Here is a 19,413-nt window from a genome sequence, read left to right on the forward strand (position 1 = left end):
TACTATTCCTGCTCTGGGTCACGCAAGTAATACCCTACTCCACGTCTAGTGACAATTAATGTAGGATGACTTGGATTATCTTCAATTTTTTCACGTAGACGACGTACTGTTACATCCACTGTACGTACATCTCCAAAATAGTCATAACCCCAAACTGTTTGCAATAAATGTTCACGTGTCATAACTTGTCCTAAATGTTTTGCTAAATAATGTAATAGCTCAAATTCACGGTGTGTAAGCTCAATATTTTCCTCACGTTTCGTTACACTATACGCATTTGGATTGATAACAATTGGTCCAATAACCATTTCCGTATTTTCTTCTTTTTCTGCCGCACCACCTTGCTGATGGCGACGTAAATTCGCCTTCACGCGAGCAAGTAATTCCCTCGTACTAAATGGCTTCGTTACATAATCATCTGCCCCAAGCTCAAGTCCTAATACTTTATCGATTTCAGAGTCCTTCGCTGTAAGCATAATAATCGGCATTTCTGAGCTTTTACGTATTTCCCGGCAAACCTCTAAGCCATCCTTACCTGGTAGCATAATATCTAATAAAACCATATCTGGTTGTTCTTCAGTTGCTTTTTCAATTGCTTCATCACCATCATGCGCCATTACAATTTCGAAACCTTCTTTTTCTAGGTTGAACTTCAAAATATCTGCAATCGGCTTTTCATCATCAACTACTAAAATTTTCTTTCCCATCATCGTTTATTTCCTCCTTATAAAGTGAAGCTTTAATTAGCTCTCACCAATTGGGCTTTCACGGGCAGCCCTCCCTCCACCTAACTTCTTTGCTTTCGCTGAATTTTAAAGTGGAGGCCTTACTGCCCATTAAATAGCGGGGTAAAAATATGGTCAATATCCCTAAACACATTGATGTCTACATAGTATGTCCCTATATGACCGCATCTTTTGCTTAAGTACTTTCTCCTCTATTCTCACAGACTCATGTATGATCCACTTTTACACGGAATCCTATACGATCTATAGAAAAACCTCTAGCTTCAACTGCTAGAGGCTCCTCATTCTATTTTAAAATAACTACTCAATTTTGTAAAATTACACAAATAAAAAGGATATTAAGTGGGCCCACTTAATATCCTGAGAGTGGCTCGGGACGGAATCGAACCGCCGACACGAGGATTTTCAGTCCTCTGCTCTACCGACTGAGCTACCGAGCCAAAACTATATATAAAACCACTAATGGTGGTATAAACAAAAGTGGCGGTCCCGACCGGGGTCGAACCGGCGATCTCCTGCGTGACAGGCAGGCATGTTAACCACTACACCACGGGACCAAAAATGAACATAAAAAAAACATGACCCGTACGGGATTCGAACCCGTGTTACCGCCGTGAAAGGGCGGTGTCTTAACCACTTGACCAACGGGCCACGAAAAATAAAATGGTGAGCCATGAAGGACTCGAACCTTCGACCCTCTGATTAAAAGTCAGATGCTCTACCAACTGAGCTAATGGCTCATACTCACCAACGTCATATTTTCGTGACGACAAGATGTATCATAACATGTTTTATTTATTTTTTGCAATACCTTTTTTTATTTTTTATAAAAAACAAGAAAAAACTCATGCGGACATGAGTTTTTTCTTAAAAATATCAATTAAGCTTCGTATACGTTACGAACGATATTCGTTTGATTACGATCTGGTCCAACTGAGAACATAGATAATTGAATTCCTGTTAACTCAGAAACACGTTCTACGTATTTTCTTGCATTCTCAGGAAGTTCGTCTAATGATCTTACACCAGTAATATCTTCTGTCCAACCTGGAAGCTCTTCGTATACAGGCTCACATTTCGCTAAAATGTTTAAGTTTGCTGGAACTTCATCGATAACTTCGCCATTGTATTTGTAAGCAACACAAACTTTAAGTGTTGGAATACCAGTTAGAACGTCGATAGAGTTTAATGATAAATCTGTTAAACCACTAACACGACGTGCATGTCTTACAACAACGCTATCGAACCAACCTACGCGGCGTGGACGACCAGTTGTTGTTCCATACTCACGACCAACTTCACGAATTTGATGACCAATTTCATCATGAAGCTCCGTAGGGAATGGACCATCACCAACACGGCTTGTATATGCTTTACATACACCTACAACGCGAGTAACTTTTGCAGGGCCAACTCCCGTTCCAACTGTTACACCACCAGCAATCGGGTTAGAAGATGTAACGAATGGGTACGTACCGTGGTCGATATCAAGCATAACACCTTGTGCACCTTCAAATAATACACGGTGATTGTTATCTAATGCATCATTTAATACAACAGACGTATCACACACATATTGTGCGATTTGTTGTCCGTACTCGAAGTACTCTTCGAAAATTTCTTCTACACTGAAACCTTCTGTATCGTACATTTTTTCAAACAAACGATTTTTTTGTGCTAAATTGCGCTCAAGCTTCTCTTTAAATGCTTCACGGTCTAGAAGATCAGCCATACGGATACCAATACGAGCAGCTTTGTCCATATATGCAGGACCGATACCTTTTTTCGTTGTACCGATTTTGTCATCACCTTTACTTGCTTCTTCTAACTCATCTTGTTTTAAGTGATAAGGTAAAATAACGTGCGCACGGTTACTTACGCGTAAATTATCAGTACTTACACCACGATCGTGTAAGTATTTTAACTCTTCAAGTAACGCTTTCGGATCTACTACTAAGCCGTTTCCGATTACACAAATTTTTTCTTTATAGAAAATACCAGATGGAATTAAGTGTAATTTATATTTAACCCCGCCGAATACAATTGTATGTCCTGCGTTATTTCCACCTTGATATCTTGCAACTACTTCCGCATGCTCAGAAAGAAAATCAGTGATTTTACCTTTTCCTTCGTCGCCCCATTGTGTTCCTACAACTACTACTGAAGACATTATTAAAGCACCTCCGCAATTTTCAAACGATCTATTCAAACAATATAATTGTACCAAAACCGAAAAAGAAGTCAACCAAAAAGCGAACATTTTTTTATAAAAAAACTTTTTCGTTCGTAAGAATTATATTTTCACACTATGAAAGCCTTATCTTTTCTATAAAAAAAAAGAAACACATCTTATTATAAGAAATGCGTTTCTTTTTTATACTATCGTTATGCCGGCGGCGCATGTCCATCTTCGAAACGACGTTCTAAGTTAACGAACTTATTGAACTCTTTAACGAATGCGAGCTCTACTGAGCCTACTGGACCATTACGCTGCTTTGCAATAATAATTTCAATCGTATTTTTATTTTCCGTTTCTCGGTCATAGTAATCTTCACGATATAGGAAGGCTACGATATCGGCATCCTGCTCGATACTTCCCGATTCACGAATATCAGACATCATCGGACGTTTATCTTGACGAGATTCTACACCACGAGATAACTGTGACAAGGCAATAACAGGAACTTGTAATTCACGCGCAATCCCTTTTAGTGTACGAGAAATCTCAGATACTTCCTGCTGACGGTTCTCTCCTGATTTCCCACTTCCTTGAATAAGCTGTAAGTAGTCAATCAAGATCATACCAAGACCCTGTTCTTGTTTTAATCTACGACATTTTGCTCGAATCTCATTTACTTTAATCCCCGGCGTATCATCAATATAAATACCAGCATTAGAAAGGCTACCCATTGCCATCGTTAATTTCGCCCAATCATCAGAAGTTAACGATCCGGTACGAAGTCTTTGTGCATCAATATTCCCTTCTGCACAAAGCATACGCATAACAAGCTGATCAGCACCCATCTCTAGACTAAAAATCGCTACATTTTCATCCGTTTTCGTCGCTACGTTTTGTGCGATATTTAATGAAAATGCCGTTTTACCTACCGACGGACGTGCCGCCACGATGATTAAATCATTTCGCTGAAACCCTGCCGTCATCTTATCTAATTCAGTAAATCCAGTTGGTATCCCGGTCACTTCACCTTTTTGATTATGCAAAAGTTCGATTTTATCGTAAGCATCTACAAGAACGTCTTTAATATTTTGGAATGCTTTCGCATTCGTCTGATGAGATACTTCTAATATTTTTTTCTCAGCCTCATTTAAAAGACCATCCACATCATCTTCTCTCTCATATCCATCAGACACAATATGAGTCGCCGTTCGAATTAAACGACGTAACAGTGCTTTTTCAGCGATGATTCTTGCATAATACTCTACGTTAGCGGCAGTCGGAACAACTTCTGCTAATTCTGCTAAGTAAGAAACCCCACCAACTTCTTCTAGTAACCCTTGATCAGCCATTGCTGACGTCATCATTACTAAGTCAATTGGCTCCCCCTTATCAGATAAACCAAGCATGACTTCAAAAATCTTTTGATGTTTCGTTCGATAAAATGAGTCAGGTACTAATAGTTCCGATGCCGATGTTAACGCATCCTGATCAATCAATATAGCACCTAAGACTGCCTGCTCAGCTTCTATATTATGCGGAGGGGTACGATCAGCCATTACATCACTCATACGCAATCCTCCTTGCTTAACTTAGTTTTATTGTTCACTAACATGAACTTTTACTGTTGCTGTTACTTGCGGATGCAATTTCACAGTAACGTTTGTATAGCCTAATGCACGAATTGCATCATCCATTTCAAATTTACGCTTATCAAGTTTAATATTGTGAGATTTTTGCATTGCATCTACGATTTGTTTACTTGTGATTGAACCGAATAGACGGCCGCCTTCTCCAGATTTAGCCTTTAATTCTACAGTTAATTTCTCTAACGTTTCTTTTAATTGTTTTGCATTTTCAAGCTCTGCTGCTGCATCTTTTTCTTCTTTGCGCTTTTGAGCTTCTAAAGTTTTCATACTGCTATTCGTCGCTTCAGCAGCTAATCCTTGTTTTAGTAAGAAGTTATTTGCATAACCATCTGGTACGTTTTTTACTTCCCCTTTTTTTCCTTTACCTTTTACGTCTTTTAGAAAAATTACTTTCATGATTGTGTGCCTCCCTGTAAATAGTCATCAATAACAAATCGAAGCTTCTCCTCAGCTTCATCTACTGTAACATTTTTCATTTGTGTGGCTGCATTCGTTAAATGCCCGCCACCACCTAAGTTTTCCATAATTAGCTGCACATTCACTTCACCTAAAGACCTGCCGCTAATTCCAATGAAATTCTCGCCACGTTTTGCAATAACAAATGATGCAATAATTCCTGTCATTGTTAATAATGTGTCCGCTGATTGCGCAATAAGCACTTGATCGTAGTAATCATCGCTATCAACTTTTGCAATCGCAATTCCATTTTTATAAATGTACGCATTTTTAATAGCTTTTGCAACCCGTAAATACTGATCCATATCTTCTTTTAAAAGCTCTTGTACAAGTACAGTATCTGCACCGTGTGAGCGTAAATAAGAAGCAGCATCAAACGTACGAGCACCTGTCCGGAATGTAAAGCTTTTCGTATCAACAATAATACCTGCTAATAATGCTGTTGCTTCTAACATTGTCATTTTTAAATTTTTCGGTTGGTATTCAAGTAATTCCGTAACAAGTTCCGCCGTGGAAGAAGCGTATGGCTCCATGTAAACAAGCAATGGATCTTCAATAAAATCTTCTCCTCGGCGATGATGGTCAATAACAACTACATTTTCAATTTTGCGTAACAGCTTTTCTTCCATCACCATTGAAGGCTTATGCGTATCAACAACAACAAGTAATGAATCATCATTTGCAAATTCCATCGCTTGTTCTGGTGTAATAAAGTGAGACCATAACTCTTCATTTTGTTTCACTTTATCCATTAAACGCTTAATTCCCTTATCAGAATCATTTTCATCGAGCACAATATATCCTTTGCGCTCATTTAATTGCGCTACCTTTAAAATACCAATCGCAGCACCAATTGCGTCCATATCAGGAGCCCTATGCCCCATTATAATGACATTGCTACTTTCTAATACTAAATCCTTTAATGCATGTGAAATCACTCTAGCACGTACACGAGTACGTTTTTCCACCGGATTTGTCTTACCACCATAAAACTTAACTTTACCTGTCGCTTGTTTAATAGCTACTTGATCTCCACCACGCCCAAGCGCAAGGTCTAGACCTGATTGAGCCATCGCCCCAAGCTCGGATAAAGGTAAATCACCTGATCCAACACCTACACTTAATGTAAGTGGTATATTTCTTTTGGATGTTTCTTCACGTACTTGGTCTAAAATACTAAATTTCCCTTTCTCCATCTGCGCTAAAATACTTTCATTTAGTACAACGAAGAATCTTTCCGAAGATGCACGTTTTAAATATGCCCCATACTTAACGGCCCATTCATTTAGACGGGATGTCACAAGACTTGTTATATTCGTACGTAATTGATCATCTAATCCTTGTGTAACTTCATCATAATTATCTAAATAAATGACAGCTAAAACAGTACGTTGATCCTCGTACATCTTTTCAATCTCTGTTTGTTCTGTTACATCAAAGAAATAAATTAACTTTTCTTCTTTCCTTACAAAGACACGAAACTTTCGATTATTTAAAGAGACTATATCATCGGATGTTTCTCCCTTAATAAAAAGAAGTAACGTTTCTGATACATCATAAAGGTGCCATCCAGCTAATGCATGCTGCCCCAGACATGAAGATAAATAAGGATTTGCCCAATCAATCCCATAATCCTTATTGTATAACAAAATACCAATCGGCATCTGGTTAAATGCCTCATTACTCACTTTCTTTACCCTTGTAATCATATCTGTCGTATGTTTTTCAAAATTCTTTTGGAAAGTAAGTTCAAATCGTACAACAACAAAAAGGACGATACAAAAAATAAAGAAGGAGACTATCCCCATTAGTAAATGAAAATAACAGAGGATTGAAATGAGCACAAACACAAAAAATGCCAATACGTAAACAGGATATAAAAACCACTGTTTCTTATAAAATTCAGGCATGTATACAACTCCTATAAAGTAAAACTAACTTATCTTCCAGTTAGTAATACAGATTAAAATAGTATAAGGAATATTATTTTATCCTCCTATTTTAGAACGCAATGAAATCCCTAAATCAATTATACCTAAGATTGTCACAAGAGGAAACAGCATCGGGATAAACATGCAGGCGATAAAACTAATAATAGGAACCCCTTTCGTAAAACCTTTGCTATGCGCTAAAAAAGTGATAAACGTCAGGCCTTGCAGCACTAGTAATAAAGCAAATATGACATATAGGTTAGAAAATACCATATGTAAATATGATGTCGGTTCTACTTTTATAAAAGTTGATAGCAAAATAAATATAACGTAATACCAAACAATACTCTTTGGTAATTGTATATCTTTGAACTTAGGCCAAGGTATAACATCATGCTTTAGCTTTCTTAAAGCACTACCTGATATTATTATGGTAATCCAAGAAAGACATACAGAAACCATCACAAGTATACTCGGGAATACCGCTTGTAATATATCATTCATTTGTACAAATAACTCTTTTTGCTCTTTACTAATCGGCATACCAGCAACACTTGCTATCTTTTCACTTTGCACTATGCTTTTATTAAACATATTTTGTATTTGCTTTATAAAATCTATGTTAAAAAACTTTATACTGGCAACATAAATTAGCATAATACTGATTAAGTATGCAAGTGAACCGGTTATTAAAATCTCCAATGGCTTTCTTTGTTTTTTATACATGCACCCTAAAACAATACCCATCAACCCAAATACGACCGTCTTTACTAGACCTATCGGCTGACTTACAAAAACAGCAATTAAAAATGCAGCCGTAAAAATTACAAATACATTCGATAATTTATATCTTATCGTTAACAATATAAATGGCAACGGCAACGCAAACGTTACAACTGTACCTAAAATCGGAACATACATAGATATAAACAATAACATTACATATATAGCCAACAACGCGGCTCCTTCAGTAATAAATCTCGCTTGCTTCACATTTTAACCTCTCTTTCAAAAAAGAAAAGCATAGCAAAATGCACAGTAGAGTCCGACTCTACTGTGCATTTCATACGCTATTATTCACCAACATATGGTAAAAGTGCCATTTGACGAGCACGTTTAATTGCAACTGTAAGTTTGCGTTGGTATTTTGCGCTTGTTCCTGTTACACGACGAGGTAAAATTTTACCACGCTCAGAAACGAAACGTTTTAATAAATCAACATCTTTATAATCGATGCGAGTGATGCCGTTAGCTGTGAAGAAACACACCTTACGACGTTTCGCACGTCCACCTTTGCGTCCTGCCATGTCTATTTCCCTCCATTCTTTGTTAAAACTAACAAATTTACTGTATTAGAACGGTAAATCGTCGTCGGAAATGTCGATCGGTTGACCTACATTTGAAAATGGATCGTCATTCTTCGTAAATCCAGAGTTACCTTGGTTACCTGAATTACTAGATTGACCAAATGGGTTAGAGCCTTGGTTACCGAAACCAGCTCCTGATGGTTGCTGATTAAATGAACCGCGTTGCTCCCCACCGCCATTACGCGGCTCTAAAAATTGTACGCTTTCCGCAAGAACTTCTGTTACGTATACACGTTTACCATCTTGTCCCTCGTAATTACGAGTTTGAAGACGCCCATCTACGCCTGCTAAGCTACCTTTTTTCAAATAATTTGCTACGTTTTCTGCTTGTTTACGCCATATAACACAATTAATAAAGTCAGCTTCACGCTCACCTTGTTGATTGGCAAATGCGCGATTCACAGCTAACGTAAAAGTAGCTACTGCAACACCATTGGGCGTGTAACGTAAGTCAGGGTCCTTAGTTAAACGACCAACGAGGATAACACGATTCATCAATCGAACCACTCTCCCTTATATATCAATTATTTTTCTTCTTCTTTAACAACGATATGACGAAGGATGTCTTCGTTGATCTTAGCTAAACGGTCGAATTCGTTAATCGCTTCTGCGTTAGATTTCACGTTTAAGATCATGTAGAAACCTTCACGTAAGTCGTTGATTTCGTAAGCTAAACGACGCTTACCCCACTCTTTCGTGTTAATGATTTCTGCACCATTGTTTGTTAAAACACCTGCAAAACGTTCAACTAAAGCTTTTTGAGCTTCTTCTTCAACGCCAGGACGAATGATGTACATAATTTCGTACTTTCTCATTACACTTTCACCTCCTTTTGGTCTAAACGGCCCATAATGGGCAAGGAGCAATTAATTTTTAGTAATTACTCACGAGTTTAGATTATATCATAGTAAGTTAGATGAATCAACTCACCCATACATAAAAAACTTGGCAAACATATAATATATTTGCCAAGCTCATATCTTTATTTTTCCTAGGAAATATTAAATTAAACGTTGAAACGGAAGTGCATAACGTCTCCGTCTTTTACGATATACTCTTTTCCTTCTAAACGAACTTTACCAGCTTCTTTTGCAGCTGTCATAGAACCGTTTGTCATTAAGTCTTCGTAAGAAACTGTTTCTGCACGAATAAATCCACGCTCAAAGTCTGTATGAATTACACCAGCACATTGTGGTGCTTTCATACCTTGTTTGAATGTCCATGCACGTACTTCTTGTACACCAGCTGTGAAATAAGTAGCAAGTCCTAATAAATCATATGCAGCACGAATTAATTGATCTAAACCAGATTCTTCAATGCCTAGTTCTTCAAGGAATACCTTTTTCTCTTCTTCGTCTAACTCAGCGATTTCTGATTCGATTTTTGCACATACAACGATTACTTGAGAATTTTCATTTGCAGCAAATTCTTTTACCATTTGTACGTATTTATTTTCAGAAGGATCGATTACATCGTCCTCGCTTACGTTTGCTACGTATAACATTTCTTTCGTTGTCAATAAATGAAGACCTTTCACAATCTTCATTTGCTCTTCTGTAAATTCAACGGTACGAGCTGGTTTTCCCTCTTCGAAAGCTTCTTTTAAACGTACTAAAATTTCATGTTCATATACTGCTTCTTTATCTTTTTGTCTTGCTAATTTCGCAACTCGTTCAATACGTTTATCAACAGATTCTAAATCCGCTAAGATTAGCTCTAAGTTGATTGTTTCAATATCATCAATTGGATCTACTTTCCCTGAAACGTGCGTAATATTTTCGTCTTCAAAACAACGAACAACTTGGCAAATTGCATCTACTTGGCGAATGTGAGATAAGAATTTATTTCCTAAACCTTCGCCTTTACTAGCACCCTTTACGATACCTGCAATATCAGTAAACTCAAATACAGTCGGAACAGTTTTTTTCGGTTCTACTAATTCCGTTAATTTATTTAAACGCTCATCTGGTACTTCTACAATTCCTACGTTTGGATCAATTGTACAGAATGGATAGTTTGCAGATTCTGCTCCTGCTTGTGTAATTGCATTAAATAAAGTGGACTTCCCTACGTTAGGTAATCCAACAATCCCAGCCGTTAATCCCATATTTTTCACTCCTATGTCTCAATCTTTCATCATTATAGATAGTAACGAAAAAAATGACAAGTTTCCTCCAAACGAAAAAAAGTAACAGCTACCCACTGCAACTGTTACTTTCTCTCTATTCTTCGTGCTTCACAAGTATTTTTTTCACCTTACGATCGAACTCTCTTCGAGGAATCATTACTGAATGGTCACATCCCTCGCACTTAATGCGGATATCCATTCCCATACGAATAATCTTCCAACGATTCTCCCCACATGGGTGGGCTTTCTTCATTTCCACAACATCATACAAGTTATACTGCTTTTGCTCCATTCTCCAAACCCCTCTCCATACTAAATTGCTTTTTCACTCACTAATTCTTCACGATTATATAAAACCATACGTGGATATGGAATTTCAATACCATGTAAATCTAGACGATTTTTAATTTCTTTACGAAGTGCCCTTGCAATAACTGCATGTTGCATTGGCTCTACTTCAGCAATAACACGTAGTATAACTTCTGAAGCAGCTAATGTTTGTACACCTAACAACTGAGGTGTTGTTACCATTTGTTCATACTTTGCAGGTAATTCCTCTAATAACTCTTCAATGACTTGCTCTGCTTTTGCAATATCCGCCTCATATGAAATAGATACATCCACAAATGCTACACTATTACTTACCGAGAAGTTCGTAACTTGAACAATACTTCCATTTGGTAAAGTATGAATTTCACCTGTCCAACTTTTTACTTTTGTTGTACGAAGTCCAATTTCTAAAACGACACCTTCAAACTGCCCAATTCTTACATAGTCACCTACTGAAAATTGATCTTCTAGCAAGATAAATAATCCTGTAATAACATCTTTCACTAAACTTTGAGCACCAAATCCGACTGCTAAACCAATTACCCCAGCACCGGCTAATAAACCTGATGCATTAATATCGAACACACCTAAAATCGCAATTAACATAATAAACATAACAACGTATGCCACAATATTCTCAAGTAATTTTGCTACTGTAACTGTACGACGTTCTGAAATTTGAATTGGAGAACGACTTCCCATGCGAAACGCATTTCGTACAACCGCTCTTGCAATTCGTACTACAATTGCACCAATTGTTAAAATGATACATATTTTTAATGTCGCAATTCCAATATGAGCCCAACGATCAGCATCTAATAAATACTGTCTCGTAGCATTAAACCACTTCGTTAATAAATCCATGTACCTCTACCTCTCCAGCCAAAATTTCTTTTTAGTTATCCTTCTTATTGTATCAGAAGTCTCCTAATTGCTGAAAAAATTTTATGTCTTTAATTACATTTATTAACTTCCGTGCAGGTATAAAATGGAACGAATATATATATACTAGTACTATTATTTCCGTTCTCACTTAAGTTTTACAGCAAGTACGCACTTATAGTTTTCCATTTTACTCACCATATAACATATTTTGAAAATTTATTAAAAGGATGGGTGCTTCATGAATATTGGAAGTTTTCGCTTACCTTTTTTCGAAAAAGAAACTCAAAACGTTATGCACCAAGATTTAGAAGCCTCTGAGACAATTAGTAACTTCTTACTTTCCCACATCCCTATTAAGACTCATATACCAATTATTCTCGTTTGTATCGGAACAGATCGTTCTACAGGCGATGCACTCGGGCCATTAGTCGGTACGAAACTAGAACAAGTAGGAATTACAAACTTCCAAGTGTTCGGCACACTAGATGAACCAGTACATGCGCTAAATTTAGAAGAAAAAATTCAGAATATACAGAAAGATAATCCTACTTCATTTATAATTGCGGTTGATGCTTGTTTAGGAAAATCTCAAAATATCGGTTCCATCACTACCGGAATGGGACCTAGTAAACCTGGAGCTGCGATGAATAAGAAATTACCAGCAGTTGGTGATTTACATATTCATGGCATCGTAAATCTAAATGGTTTTATGGAGTTTTTCGTCCTGCAAAATACAAGATTAAGTTTAGTTATGAAAATGGCTGATGTAATTGCACAAAGCATAATAGAAACAGACCAAAAATTATCTGTATTAAAAAAAGCAAACCATCTATAAATAATAAGATGGTTTGCTTTTTAGTTTTGCTGCGCTAATAATTCTAAAATACGATTTAAATCTTCTTTATTGAAAAATTCAATTTCGATTTTACCTTTTTCCTTTTTTGTTTCTTTAATTTTTACCTCTGTGCCAAACTTTTCTCTTAAGAACGTTTCGCGTTCTACGAAAAATATGTTTCTCTCTTTTTTTACTTGTTTTGTTTCACGTGAAACGCGTTGATTAATCTCCTGAACAATTTTCTCTAATTGACGAACATTTAATCCTTCTTTTTCAATTCGTTTCAGTAAAGATTTCAACTGCTCTTCATCTTTTATCGTAAGTAAAGTTCTCCCATGAGCCATTGAAAGTTGACCGTTTGCAATCATATCTTGCACAAAAGAAGGGAGGCTTAATAATCGCGTATAGTTTGCAATGTAAGGTCTACTCTTACCAAGACGTTTTGCTAATTGTTCTTGCGTCACATTTAGCTCATTCATTAACATTTGATATGCCATTGCTTCTTCCATTGGATTTAAATCTTCTCGTTGTAAGTTTTCAAGCAATGCAAACTCCATCATTTGCTGTTCATTTAATTGTCTTACAACGGCAGGTACTTTTTCGAGTCCCGCCTCTTTAGCAGCACGATATCTTCTTTCACCTGCAACAATTTCATATCCTTTAATACTCTTTCTAGCAATCAATGGTTGTAATATGCCGTGCTCTTTAATAGAGGCCGATAATTCCTGAATCGCCTCTTTATTAAAGTGTTTACGTGGTTGATATGGATTCGGTCTTAATTCAGTTATCGTAATCTCCTGAATTGTCTCTTCTTCTTTCACATCTAAATCAGGAAAAAACACATTGATTCCTCTTCCTAATCCTTTAGCCACCTGCAATCACTTCCTCTGCTAAATCTATATATACTTCTGCCCCTCTTGATTTAGCGTCATACTGCATAATTGGTTTCCCATGACTTGGTGCTTCACTCAAGCGAACATTACGAGGGATAATCGAACGGTATACTTTATCTCTAAAGTATTTTTTCACTTCATCTATAACCTGAATCCCTAAATTTGTACGGGCATCTAACATTGTTAGCAATACGCCTTGAATTGCTAGATTTTTATTTAAGTGCTTTTGCACAAGTCGAACTGTATTTAATAGCTGACTTAACCCTTCTAGTGCGTAATATTCGCATTGAACAGGAATAATAACAGAATCTGCTGCAGTTAATGCATTAATCGTTAATAACCCTAAGGACGGGGGACAGTCGATAATAATATAATCATATTCATCACGAACTGGCTGTAATGCCCTTTGCAAACGTACTTCCCGGGAAATAGTCGGTACCAATTCAATTTCAGCACCTGCTAATTGAATTGTAGCGGGTAGAACATCTAAGTTTTCAGTTGCGGTTTTCTGTATAACCCCTTGAACATCTGCATCTTCCACAAGAACATTGTAAATACATTGATCTAATTCGGATTTTTCAATTCCCACACCCGTCGTTGCATTTCCTTGAGCATCAATATCTACAAGAAGGACCTTTTTACCTACTTGTGCCAATCCAGCCCCTAAATTAACAGATGTTGTTGTTTTTCCAACGCCACCCTTTTGATTGGCTATAGCAATGATTTTTCCCATGATGTCACCTACTTTCAACCTTTCTATCTTATTCTAGTAACAATTACGTTTATTGTAACATGAAATAAAAGTTTTTCTTTTACGTCCTTATTAAACTTCAAAATTTATTTGTAAACTCCTTCTTCATCTAACAAGAAAATATAGTAAAAGAGACCTATCCAATAGGATCAGGTCTCTAACACGCCATTATTATTTTTTCTTCGGAATTTGAATTGTAATTTGATAGTACTCGTCAAACTCTTCTTCCTCAGAATTAACATTTAAACCACTGTCAGCAACCATTTGTAATGACTGCCTAATTGTATTCATGGCAATTCTCGTATCTCGACTTACTGCTTTTTGCTTTGCCTTACGCTTCGGTTTTGCTTCCTCTAGTAATTTCGCAATTCGTTCCTCTGTTTGCTTTACATTCAGTTGTTTCTCCACAATTTCCTGTAAAACCTTCAGTTGTAATTCCCCATTCTTTAAAGGGATGAGCGCACGGGCATGGCGTTCTGTAATACTTTTTTCTAATAACGCATTTTTTATTTCTTCAGGCAACTTTAACAATCGCAACTTATTTGCGATTGTGGATTGTCCTTTTCCGAGTCTTTGTGCCAATGCTTCTTGCGTTAAATTATGTAACTCAATTAGCTTTTGATATGCCACAGCTTCCTCGATTGCTGTTAGTTCCTCACGTTGCAAGTTTTCAATTAAAGCCACAGAAGCTGTTTCTGTATCATTTAAGTTTTTTATAATTGCAGGAACCTTTTCCCACCCTAACTTTGTTGCTGCACGGAAACGCCTTTCTCCAGCAATAATCTCGTACTTATCATCCTCATATTGCCTCACAACAATTGGCTGAATAAGTCCATGTGTACGAATCGTTAATGCTAGTTCCTCAATACGCGCGTCATCAAAAACTGTTCGTGGTTGATAACGGTTAGGGGTAATATTTACTATCGGAATTTCTTGTATTTCTTCATATACCTTTTTATCTATTTCTTCATGGCTTTCGTCTTGTAATTCGAATTCGCTCTCTTTATCTCCAAAGCCAAATAAACGAGAAAACGTATTTTTCATACATATTCCACCACCTTTAGGCCTATTGACTATTCTCCATAAAATGTTTCCTATGAAACATTTACGTTTTCATTTATATAATTTAATCTTACGTCTAATAAGATTTATTTTTCAATAGGTAATTTATTGGGTGTTCCCGGTTTGCGTGGATATTTCTTTGGTGTCTTGCGCTTTTTCTCGATTAATAAAATATTACGTTCACTTTCTTCAAACGGTAATTGGAACGTAGACATTTCTTTTAAATCTCCGCCTAGCACCTCTAAAGCATACTTGCCATTTTCAATTTCTTCGTTTGCTGCAGCACCTTTCATTGCAATGAATGTTCCCCCAACTTTTACAAGTGGTAAACACAGCTCACTTAATACTGAAAGACGTGCGACTGCACGTGCCATTACAATGTCGTACGCTTCACGTACACCTTCTTTTTTTCCAAATGTTTCAGCACGATCATGACAAAACGCGACGTCACTCAATTCCAACTTTTGTGCTAAATGATTTAAGAAATTAATACGTTTTTGCAATGAGTCTACAATCGTCACTTTTAAATGCGGGAAACAGATTTTTAAAGGAATACTTGGGAATCCAGCTCCTGCGCCAACATCACAAATTGAGAATGGTTTTGAAAAATCGTAATAAAAAGCAGCTGTAATGGAATCAAAAAAGTGTTTTAAATATACTTCCTCTTTTTCCGTAATAGCCGTTAAATTCATTTTTTCATTCCATTCTACTAATGTTTCGAAGTAGATTTCGAACTGCTCTAACTGTCTAGAAGAGAGGGTGATACCCTTCTCTTCTAGCATAGATTGAAATTGTTCTATGTTCATCTAACAATATCTCCTTACTATTTATTGGTTCGATACTCGCGCAATTTTTCCTTGTTCAATATACACAAGTAAAATGGAAATGTCCGCTGGATTTACGCCCGATATACGTGAAGCCTGCCCCACTGAAAGTGGACGAACATCTTTCAACTTCTGTCTAGCTTCTGATGCAAGGCTAGAAATCGCATCATAATCAATATCGACAGGAATTTTTTTACTTTCCATCTTTTTCATACGCTCTACTTGCTGTAAAGATTTTTCGATATATCCTTCGTACTTAATCTGAATTTCAACTTGTTCTGTAACTTCATCACTTAATTCTACTTCACTTGGTACTAAAAGACGGATATGCTCATATGTCATCTCTGGACGACGTAATAAGTCACTTGCACGTATTCCATCTTTCAATTCACTTCCACCAATATTGCGAATTAATTCTTGAACTTCAGGACGTGGTTTAATAATAATGCTACTTAAACGTTCCTTTTCCTGTTCAATTTGTAATTTTTTATTTGTAAATCGCTCATAGCGTTCTTCTTTAATTAATCCAATTTCATGACCAATTTCAGTTAAACGAAGATCCGCATTATCATGGCGTAATAATAGACGATACTCTGCACGAGACGTTAATAAACGATATGGTTCATTCGTACCTTTCGTTACAAGATCATCAATTAAGACACCAATATAAGCATCCTCACGACCTAAAATCACTTCTTTTTTACCTAAAGAACGACATGCTGCATTAATTCCGGCCATAAGCCCTTGTCCTGCCGCCTCTTCGTAACCAGAAGTTCCGTTAATTTGTCCTGCTGTATATAAATTTTTAATTTTTTTCGTTTCAAGTGTTGGCCATAGTTGCGTTGGCACAATTGCATCATATTCAATTGCATAACCTGTACGCATCATTTCAACATTTTCTAGACCAGGGATTGTTCTAAGCATATCACGCTGTACGTCTTCTGGTAAGCTTGTGGATAAACCTTGTACGTACACTTCTTGTGTGTTACGTCCTTCTGGCTCTAAGAAAATTTGATGACGTGGTTTATCATTAAACCTTACTACCTTGTCTTCAATTGAAGGACAATATCTAGGACCTGTTCCCTTAATCATACCAGAATACATAGCTGAGCGATGTAGGTTTTCATCTATTAAACGATGTGTTTCCGTACTCGTATACGTTAACCAACATGGAATTTGATCCATAATAAACTTTGTCGTTTCAAAAGAGAAAGCTCGTGGCTTATCATCACCTGGCTGAATTTCTGTTTTACTGTAATCAATCGTATTACTATTTACGCGCGGAGGTGTACCTGTTTTAAATCTAACAAGATCAAATCCAAGCTCCTCTAAATGTTCCGATAAAGTAATAGATGGTTGTTGATTATTTGGACCACTCGAATATTTTAAATCTCCCATAATAATCTCACCACGTAAAAACGTTCCAGTCGTAATTACGACTGTCTTTGCTGTATATTCAGCACCAGCTTGCGTAATTACCCCTTTACATTCGCCGTCTTCAACGATTAAACGCTCTACCATTCCTTGGAACAACGTTAAGTTTGGTGTTTCTTCAATTGTTTTCTTTAATTCATGCTGGTAAGAGAACTTATCTGCTTGTGCTCGAAGTGCACGTACAGCTGGCCCTTTACCTGTATTTAACATACGCATTTGAATATGCGTTTTATCAATGTTGCGTCCCATTTCTCCGCCTAATGCATCAATTTCACGAACAACAATCCCTTTTGCTGGTCCACCAACAGAAGGGTTACATGGCATAAACGCTACCATATCTAAGTTAATTGTTAACATTAATGTTTTGGAGCCCATTCGTGCTGCCGCAAGACCAGCTTCACATCCTGCATGACCTGCACCGATTACTATGACATCGTATGAACCGGCATTGTATCCCATTGTTTATTCCTCCTAATAATCTCTATCTTTCTGAAACATCACTATATTATTTTCCTAAACAAAATTGAGAGAACAACTGGTCAATTAAGCTTTCATGAACGGTGTCACCAGTAATTTCACCAAGTATTTCCCACGTTCTTGTTAAATCAATCTGCACCATATCAATTGGAACACCATTTTCTATCGCCTCAATTGCATCTCCAATTGTTTTTCCTGCTTGTGTTAATAATCCAATATGTCTCGCGTTAGAAACATATGTTACATCTGCAGAATCAATTGTTCCTTCAAAGAATAAATCAGCGATTGCCGTTTCAAGCTCATCTATCCCCTGTTCCTCAATTAACGACGTTGTAATAATACGATTACCCGCTGCCAATTCTATAACACGTTCCATATCAATTGCTTGCGGTAAATCTGTCTTATTTACAATAACAATGAAATCTTTTCCTTGTACAGCACGGAATAGATCTTCATCCTCATTCGTTAAAGCTTCGCTATAATTAACGACAACTAACACTAAATCAGCTTGACTCATCATTTCTTTTGAACGCTCTACACCAATTCGTTCAACAACATCTTCTGTTTCACGAATTCCGGCCGTATCTATAAGTTTAAGTGGTACACCACGCACATTAACGTACTCTTCAATAACATCACGAGTTGTTCCTGCAATATCAGTTACAATTGCCTTTTTCTCCTGAACGAGACTATTTAATAGCGATGATTTCCCAACATTAGGTCTACCGATGATTGCAGTAGCAATACCCTCACGTAAAATCTTTCCTTGCTTTGATGTTTCTAATATTTTTGCAATTTCAGCACGAACATGTGTAGCTTTCTCAATTAAAATATTATGTGTCATTTCTTCCACATCATCATATTCCGGGTAATCTATGTTTACCTCAACATGAGCTAACGTTTCTAATATGTCCTGACGCAGACGGCCGATTAATTTAGATAATCGTCCCTCCATTTGATTAATCGCTACGTTCATTGCACGATCTGTTTTTGCACGGATTAAGTCCATAACAGCTTCTGCTTGTGATAAATCAATACGGCCATTTAAAAAAGCACGTTTTGTAAATTCACCAGGTTCCGCTAATCGTACTCCTTGCGCTAAAATAAGCTGCAATACTTTATTTACTGAAACAAGTCCACCATGACAGTTAATTTCTACTATATTTTCACGTGTAAAAGTCCTTGGTGCACGCATAATGGACACCATTACTTCTTCAATAACCTGATTTGTATCTAAATCAACAATATGACCATAATGAATTGTATGAGAAGGAACCTCTGTTAAATCCTTCCCTTTAAAAATACGATTAACTTTTTCAACCGCATCATCCCCACTTACTCGAACAATGGCAATTGCACCCTCTCCAAGCGCTGTGGAAATCGCGGCAATTGTATCAAATTCCATGTCCTTTCACCTCACTTGCTTATTTATCTCTATTTCAACATGATTATTTTCTTCACTAAATTAT

19 protein-coding genes and 4 tRNA genes are annotated in these 19,413 nt (G+C 36.9%); 1 reads left to right on the plus strand and 22 read right to left on the minus strand.

Annotated elements, in window-relative coordinates; translation table 11 throughout:
- Nucleotides 1–2: 2 nt before the first annotated feature.
- The 16 genes from walR to ACTFSI_RS12235 all read right to left on the minus strand — a co-directional run bounded on the left by walR (nt 3) and on the right by ACTFSI_RS12235 (nt 11,647).
- The gene (gene walR / locus ACTFSI_RS12160) at nt 3–710 is read right to left on the minus strand and encodes a cell wall metabolism DNA-binding response regulator WalR (RefSeq protein WP_000971872.1); all 708 of its coding nucleotides are present in this window, start codon (nt 708–710) and stop codon (nt 3–5) included.
- A gap of 403 nt (nt 711–1,113) precedes the next feature.
- Nucleotides 1,114–1,186: transfer RNA gene (locus ACTFSI_RS12165), tRNA-Phe, on the minus strand.
- Nucleotides 1,187–1,227: 41 nt separating this feature from the next.
- A tRNA-Asp gene (locus ACTFSI_RS12170) sits at nt 1,228–1,303 on the minus strand.
- 22 nt (nt 1,304–1,325) lie between these two features.
- Nucleotides 1,326–1,397 (minus strand) — tRNA-Glu (locus ACTFSI_RS12175).
- A 13-nt stretch (nt 1,398–1,410) separates the two neighbouring features.
- Nucleotides 1,411–1,486, minus strand: a tRNA-Lys gene (locus tag ACTFSI_RS12180).
- Between the two features lie 140 nt (nt 1,487–1,626).
- Entirely contained in the window at nt 1,627–2,916 is a 1,290-nt protein-coding gene (locus tag ACTFSI_RS12185) for an adenylosuccinate synthase (RefSeq protein WP_440045416.1), read from the minus strand.
- 215 nt (nt 2,917–3,131) lie between these two features.
- Complete coding sequence (gene dnaB, locus ACTFSI_RS12190) at nt 3,132–4,493, minus strand: replicative DNA helicase (RefSeq protein WP_001286244.1); 1,362 nt, start codon at nt 4,491–4,493, stop codon at nt 3,132–3,134.
- Nucleotides 4,494–4,520: 27 nt separating this feature from the next.
- A complete protein-coding gene (gene rplI / locus ACTFSI_RS12195) occupies nt 4,521–4,967 on the minus strand; it encodes a 50S ribosomal protein L9 (protein WP_000864231.1) in 447 nt (148 codons plus the stop codon).
- Entirely contained in the window at nt 4,964–6,937 is a 1,974-nt protein-coding gene (locus ACTFSI_RS12200) for a DHH family phosphoesterase (RefSeq protein ID WP_001113897.1), read from the minus strand. Before ACTFSI_RS12200 ends, rplI begins: the two co-directional genes overlap by 4 nt.
- A gap of 78 nt (nt 6,938–7,015) precedes the next feature.
- A complete protein-coding gene (locus ACTFSI_RS12205) occupies nt 7,016–7,951 on the minus strand; it encodes a YybS family protein (RefSeq protein WP_000806428.1) in 936 nt (311 codons plus the stop codon).
- An 80-nt stretch (nt 7,952–8,031) separates the two neighbouring features.
- Nucleotides 8,032–8,265 carry a 30S ribosomal protein S18 gene (gene rpsR, locus ACTFSI_RS12210; RefSeq protein ID WP_000918873.1) on the minus strand — a complete coding sequence of 78 codons (234 nt, stop codon included), beginning with the start codon at nt 8,263–8,265 and terminating at the stop codon, nt 8,032–8,034.
- A gap of 45 nt (nt 8,266–8,310) precedes the next feature.
- Nucleotides 8,311–8,823 (minus strand): single-stranded DNA-binding protein, encoded by a 513-nt coding sequence (ssb, locus tag ACTFSI_RS12215; RefSeq protein ID WP_000981966.1) that lies wholly within the window; start codon nt 8,821–8,823, stop codon nt 8,311–8,313.
- A gap of 26 nt (nt 8,824–8,849) precedes the next feature.
- A complete protein-coding gene (rpsF, locus tag ACTFSI_RS12220; RefSeq protein WP_001233778.1) occupies nt 8,850–9,140 on the minus strand; it encodes a 30S ribosomal protein S6 in 291 nt (96 codons plus the stop codon).
- A gap of 191 nt (nt 9,141–9,331) precedes the next feature.
- Complete coding sequence (gene ychF, locus ACTFSI_RS12225) at nt 9,332–10,432, minus strand: redox-regulated ATPase YchF (protein WP_000524669.1); 1,101 nt, start codon at nt 10,430–10,432, stop codon at nt 9,332–9,334.
- 115 nt (nt 10,433–10,547) lie between these two features.
- Nucleotides 10,548–10,745 (minus strand): DUF951 domain-containing protein, encoded by a 198-nt coding sequence (locus ACTFSI_RS12230; RefSeq protein ID WP_000436051.1) that lies wholly within the window; start codon nt 10,743–10,745, stop codon nt 10,548–10,550.
- Nucleotides 10,746–10,765: 20 nt separating this feature from the next.
- Entirely contained in the window at nt 10,766–11,647 is an 882-nt protein-coding gene (locus ACTFSI_RS12235; RefSeq protein ID WP_000365107.1) for a mechanosensitive ion channel family protein, read from the minus strand.
- Nucleotides 11,648–11,906: 259 nt separating this feature from the next.
- On the opposite strand from ACTFSI_RS12235, the gene yyaC reads away from it, so the two are divergent.
- Nucleotides 11,907–12,503: a spore protease YyaC gene (gene yyaC, locus ACTFSI_RS12240; protein ID WP_001020728.1), complete on the plus strand. Its 597-nt coding sequence runs from the start codon at nt 11,907–11,909 to the stop codon at nt 12,501–12,503.
- Between the two features lie 20 nt (nt 12,504–12,523).
- Here yyaC and spo0J read toward each other — a convergent pair whose 3' ends face one another.
- From spo0J to mnmE, 6 genes are all read right to left on the minus strand, one after another.
- The gene (gene spo0J, locus ACTFSI_RS12245) at nt 12,524–13,375 is read right to left on the minus strand and encodes a stage 0 sporulation protein Spo0J (protein ID WP_001051838.1); all 852 of its coding nucleotides are present in this window, start codon (nt 13,373–13,375) and stop codon (nt 12,524–12,526) included.
- Entirely contained in the window at nt 13,368–14,129 is a 762-nt protein-coding gene (soj, locus tag ACTFSI_RS12250; protein ID WP_000516114.1) for a sporulation initiation inhibitor protein Soj, read from the minus strand. Before soj ends, spo0J begins: the two co-directional genes overlap by 8 nt.
- 189 nt (nt 14,130–14,318) lie before the next feature.
- Entirely contained in the window at nt 14,319–15,191 is an 873-nt protein-coding gene (gene noc / locus ACTFSI_RS12255; RefSeq protein WP_440045417.1) for a nucleoid occlusion protein, read from the minus strand.
- A gap of 104 nt (nt 15,192–15,295) precedes the next feature.
- On the minus strand, nt 15,296–16,015 hold the full coding sequence (gene rsmG, locus ACTFSI_RS12260; RefSeq protein WP_001019621.1) for a 16S rRNA (guanine(527)-N(7))-methyltransferase RsmG: 720 nt from the start codon (nt 16,013–16,015) through the stop codon (nt 15,296–15,298).
- A 21-nt stretch (nt 16,016–16,036) separates the two neighbouring features.
- Nucleotides 16,037–17,926 (minus strand): tRNA uridine-5-carboxymethylaminomethyl(34) synthesis enzyme MnmG, encoded by a 1,890-nt coding sequence (gene mnmG / locus ACTFSI_RS12265; protein WP_000541034.1) that lies wholly within the window; start codon nt 17,924–17,926, stop codon nt 16,037–16,039.
- A 46-nt stretch (nt 17,927–17,972) separates the two neighbouring features.
- The gene (gene mnmE / locus ACTFSI_RS12270) at nt 17,973–19,349 is read right to left on the minus strand and encodes a tRNA uridine-5-carboxymethylaminomethyl(34) synthesis GTPase MnmE (protein ID WP_000393772.1); all 1,377 of its coding nucleotides are present in this window, start codon (nt 19,347–19,349) and stop codon (nt 17,973–17,975) included.
- Nucleotides 19,350–19,413 lie beyond the last annotated feature (64 nt).

The organism is Bacillus cereus group sp. MYBK101-2 (assembly GCF_051918845.1).
In the GTDB taxonomy this organism is placed as follows: domain Bacteria; phylum Bacillota; class Bacilli; order Bacillales; family Bacillaceae_G; genus Bacillus_A; species Bacillus_A paranthracis.

Coding starts and splice junctions, on each gene's coding strand:
- yyaC (WP_001020728.1), top strand. CDS start 11,907: ATGAATATTGGAAGTTTTCGCTTACCTTTTTTCGAAAAAGAAACTCAA.
- rplI (WP_000864231.1), bottom strand. CDS start 4,967: ATGAAAGTAATTTTTCTAAAAGACGTAAAAGGTAAAGGAAAAAAAGGG.
- noc (WP_440045417.1), bottom strand. CDS start 15,191: ATGAAAAATACGTTTTCTCGTTTATTTGGCTTTGGAGATAAAGAGAGC.
- rpsF (WP_001233778.1), bottom strand. CDS start 9,140: ATGAGAAAGTACGAAATTATGTACATCATTCGTCCTGGCGTTGAAGAA.
- mnmG (WP_000541034.1), bottom strand. CDS start 17,926: ATGGGATACAATGCCGGTTCATACGATGTCATAGTAATCGGTGCAGGT.
- ACTFSI_RS12235 (WP_000365107.1), bottom strand. CDS start 11,647: ATGGATTTATTAACGAAGTGGTTTAATGCTACGAGACAGTATTTATTA.
- mnmE (WP_000393772.1), bottom strand. CDS start 19,349: ATGGAATTTGATACAATTGCCGCGATTTCCACAGCGCTTGGAGAGGGT.
- walR (WP_000971872.1), bottom strand. CDS start 710: ATGATGGGAAAGAAAATTTTAGTAGTTGATGATGAAAAGCCGATTGCA.
- ychF (WP_000524669.1), bottom strand. CDS start 10,432: ATGGGATTAACGGCTGGGATTGTTGGATTACCTAACGTAGGGAAGTCC.
- ACTFSI_RS12200 (WP_001113897.1), bottom strand. CDS start 6,937: ATGCCTGAATTTTATAAGAAACAGTGGTTTTTATATCCTGTTTACGTA.
- ACTFSI_RS12230 (WP_000436051.1), bottom strand. CDS start 10,745: ATGGAGCAAAAGCAGTATAACTTGTATGATGTTGTGGAAATGAAGAAA.
- rpsR (WP_000918873.1), bottom strand. CDS start 8,265: ATGGCAGGACGCAAAGGTGGACGTGCGAAACGTCGTAAGGTGTGTTTC.
- rsmG (WP_001019621.1), bottom strand. CDS start 16,015: ATGAACATAGAACAATTTCAATCTATGCTAGAAGAGAAGGGTATCACC.
- dnaB (WP_001286244.1), bottom strand. CDS start 4,493: ATGAGTGATGTAATGGCTGATCGTACCCCTCCGCATAATATAGAAGCT.
- soj (WP_000516114.1), bottom strand. CDS start 14,129: ATGGGAAAAATCATTGCTATAGCCAATCAAAAGGGTGGCGTTGGAAAA.
- ACTFSI_RS12185 (WP_440045416.1), bottom strand. CDS start 2,916: ATGTCTTCAGTAGTAGTTGTAGGAACACAATGGGGCGACGAAGGAAAA.